The sequence below is a fragment of the Mycobacterium sp. TH-M15 genome, assembly GCF_057473705.1.
In genome coordinates, this window is record NZ_JBYCLB010000650.1 from 1 (window position 1) to 3523 (window position 3523).

Consider the following 3523-nt stretch of genomic DNA (forward strand, 5'->3'; position numbering starts at 1 on the left):
GGCCTGTGGACCTTCGACGGCACCGAGGGCCGCTCGGTGGTCTCGCTGGGGCCGCTCGGCGATCAGCTGGACGGCGAGCTGCGCTCCGCCTTGCTGACCGACGTGCTGGGCAGCCTGCGCTCGAAATCCGGCGGCGCGGTGTCGCTCACCACGCTGCCGATGGTCTACGACGACGCCCTGGCCGGCTACCGCCCCGGGCAGAGCAACTCGGTGCTGGTCAACACCGCCGGTCCGCACACCGACCGCTCGCTGGACGGCGCCGGCCTGCAGGACGTCATCCGGCAGAGCCTCGACCCGCGGCGGCCGGTCGCCGTCAACGTCATCGACTTCGGCAATGACCCCGACCGGTCCACCTGGGAGGCGGTCGCCAAGATCAGCGGCGGCAGCTACCAGAACATCGCCCACTCCAACTCCCCGGAGCTGGCCACCGCGCTGAGTTCGCTGCTGGGCTGATGACACCGCCGTGCCCCAGCAGCGGGCTGAGGTCGTCCAGAATTCCGGGCAGACCGGTTCCGGCCTGAGATGATCCCCGCCCCGGCGGCGGCTGACCCGGTTCACCCGAACGCGGCGACCGGCGGGCAGGAGCAGACCAGGTTGCGGTCGCCGTGGGCGCCGTCGATGCGGCGCACCGGCGGCCACACCTTCGGCCGGAAGCCCCGGCCCAGCGGGTAGGCGGCCTGCTCGCGGGTGTACGGGTGCTCCCACTTGTCGACGACCAGGCACTCCGCGGTGTGCGGAGCCCCGCGCAACGGATTGTCCTCGGCGCTCCACTCCCCGCTCGCGACCCGGTCGATCTCCCCGCGGATGGCGATCATCGCCGCACAGAACGCGTCCAACTCGGCCAGCGTCTCACTCTCGGTGGGCTCCACCATCAGCGTTCCAGGCACCGGGAAGCTCATGGTCGGCGCATGAAATCCGTAGTCGGCCAGGCGTTTTGCCACGTCGTCGACGGTCACGCCGGTGGCCTTGGTCAACGCCCGCAGATCCAGGATGCACTCGTGGGCGACCATGCCGCCGGCGCCGGTGTAGAGCACCGGGTAGTGCTCGTCCAGCCGGCGGGCGACGTAGTTCGCCGCGGCGATCGCGGTCAGCGACGCGCTGCGCAGCCCCGCCGCGCCCATCATCCGGATGTAGGCCCAGGTGATCGGCAGGATCGACGCCGACCCGTACGGCGCCGCCGACACCGGCGGCGTGTCGGAGAGCTCGGCGGCCAGCGGGTGCCCGGGCAGGAACGGCGCCAGGTGCGTTCGGGCCGCCACCGGCCCGACCCCCGGTCCGCCGCCGCCGTGCGGGATGCAGAACGTCTTGTGCAGGTTCAGGTGGCTGACGTCGCCGCCGAAGCGCCCCGGCCGGGCCAGACCGACCAGGGCGTTGAGGTTGGCGCCGTCGACGTACACCTGACCGCCGGCGTCGTGCACGGCCGCGCAGATCTCGGCGATGTCGTGTTCGTAGACGCCGTGCGTGGACGGATAGGTGATCATCAGCGCCGCCAGCCGGTCACCGTGCTCGCCGATCTTGCCGCGCAGGTCGTCCAGGTCGACGTCACCGTTCGCGCGGCAGGCCACCACCACCACCCGCAGCCCGGCCAGCGCCGCCGACGCGGCGTTGGTGCCGTGCGCGCTGGACGGGATCAGGCAGACGTCGCGGTGCGTCTCGCCCCGGCTGGCGTGGTAGGCGTGGATCGCCAGCAGGCCGGCGTACTCCCCTTGCGAGCCGGCGTTCGGCTGCAGCGACACCGCGTCGTAGCCGGTGAGCTGCGTCAGCCAGGTCGCCAGCTGGTCGATCAGCCGACGCAGCCCCGCGGTGTCGGCGGCCGGGGCGAACGGGTGCTGGCGGGCGAACTCCGGCCAGGTGACCGGCTCCATCTCGGCGGCGGCGTTGAGCTTCATGGTGCACGAGCCGAGCGGAATCATGCTGCGGTCCAACGCGATGTCCTTGTCCGAGAGCTGCCGCAGGTAGCGCATCATCGCGGTCTCGGTGCGGTGGTCGGTGAACGCCGGGTGGTCCAGGAACGTCGAGGTGCGGGTGATCACCCCGGCGCACACCGGCTCGGTGGCGGTCACCCCGAACGCATCCAGGACGGCGGCCACGTGCGCGTCGGTGGTGGCTTCGTCGCAGGCCACCGAGACGTGGTCGGCGTCGACGCGCCACAGGTTGATGCCGGCGGCCTTCGCCGCCGCGACGACCTCCTCGGCGCGGCCGGGCACCCGGGCCAGCACCGTGTCGAAGTAGGCGTCGTGCACCAGTGCGTCGCCGAGCGCGGCGGCGATCTTCTCGGCCTGGCCGTGCACCCGGCGGGCGATCGCGGTCAACCCGTCGGCGCCGTGGTAGCTCGCATACATCGCCGCCATCACCGCCAGCAGCACCTGCGCGGTGCAGATGTTGGAGGTGGCCTTGTCCCGGCGGATGTGCTGTTCACGGGTCTGCAGCGCGAGCCGGAGACCCGGCTGACCATCTAGGTCGACGGAGACCCCGACCAGCCGGCCGGGCAGCTGGCGGGCGTGCTTGGCGTGCACCACCAGGTAGCCGGCGTGCGGGCCGCCGAAGCCCATCGGCACCCCGAACCGCTGGGTGCTGCCGAATGCGACGTCGGCGCCGATCTCACCGGGCGGGGTGATCACCGTCAGCGCCAGCGGGTCGGCGCCGACGGCGACCAGCGCCCCGCGGTCGTCCGCCTGTGCCACCAGGTCCGCCCAGTCGGTGAGCCGGCCGCTGGCGCCGGGCGACTGCACGATCACCCCGAAGAACTCGCCGGCCGGCAGGCCGGCCCGCAGGTCGGCGGTGACGATCTCGATGCCCAGCGGCTCGGCGCGGGTGGCCAGCACCGCCGCGGTCTGGGCGAACAGGTCGACGTCGACGGCCAGCCGGTTGGCCGTGCCCGTCGCGGTGCGCGGCGCGGCGCGGTGCATCAGCGTCATCGCCTCGGCGGCCGCCGTCGCCTCGTCGAGCATCGAGGCGTTGGCCACCTCCAGCCCGGTCAGCTCGGCGACCATGGTCTGGAAGTTCAGCAGCGCCTCCAGCCGACCCTGGCTGATCTCCGGCTGATACGGGGTGTACGCGGTGTACCAGGCCGGGTTCTCCATGATGTTGCGCAGCAGCACCGGCGGGGTGAGCGTGTCGTAGTAGCCCTGGCCGATCATGGAGACCGCCACCGTGTTTTCCTGTGCCATCGCCCGCAGCTCGGCCAGCGCCTCGGCCTCGGTGGCCGGCGGCGGCAGCCGGTCGAGTCCGGGCGCGGCGCCGGTGCCGGTGGTCCGGTCCAGGATCTCCGCCGGCAGCGCGGTGGCGGCCAACTGGTCGAGGGAGTCCACCCCGATGACGGCGAGCATCCGGGCGATCGCATCGGTGTCCGGGCCGATGTGCCGGCGAGCGAAGGCGGATTCGGTGTGATCGGACACGGGCGGCGCTCCTGAGATCGACAAAAAGGGGGCAGCGGACGATTCCGCTGGTCCTCCCCCTCTGTCTTCACCCGTGCGCCGGGCGCCTGAGAGCTTCGGCCGGTCGGCCTTTCCCCATCGGCGGG

General features: G+C 72.5%; 2 protein-coding genes. One reads left to right on the plus strand and one right to left on the minus strand.

Annotated features, from left to right (window positions below):
* Positions 1 to 453: vWA domain-containing protein (locus tag AC2VNT_RS15925; RefSeq protein ID WP_486947773.1), on the plus strand; the 453-nt coding region annotated here is incomplete at its 5' end.
* Positions 454 to 554: 101 nt separating this feature from the next.
* On the opposite strand, the gene gcvP is transcribed toward AC2VNT_RS15925, so the two are convergent.
* On the minus strand, positions 555 to 3398 hold the full coding sequence (gcvP, locus tag AC2VNT_RS15930) for an aminomethyl-transferring glycine dehydrogenase (protein WP_486947774.1): 2844 nt from the start codon (positions 3396 to 3398) through the stop codon (positions 555 to 557).
* Between the last annotated feature and the right edge of the window lie 125 nt (positions 3399 to 3523).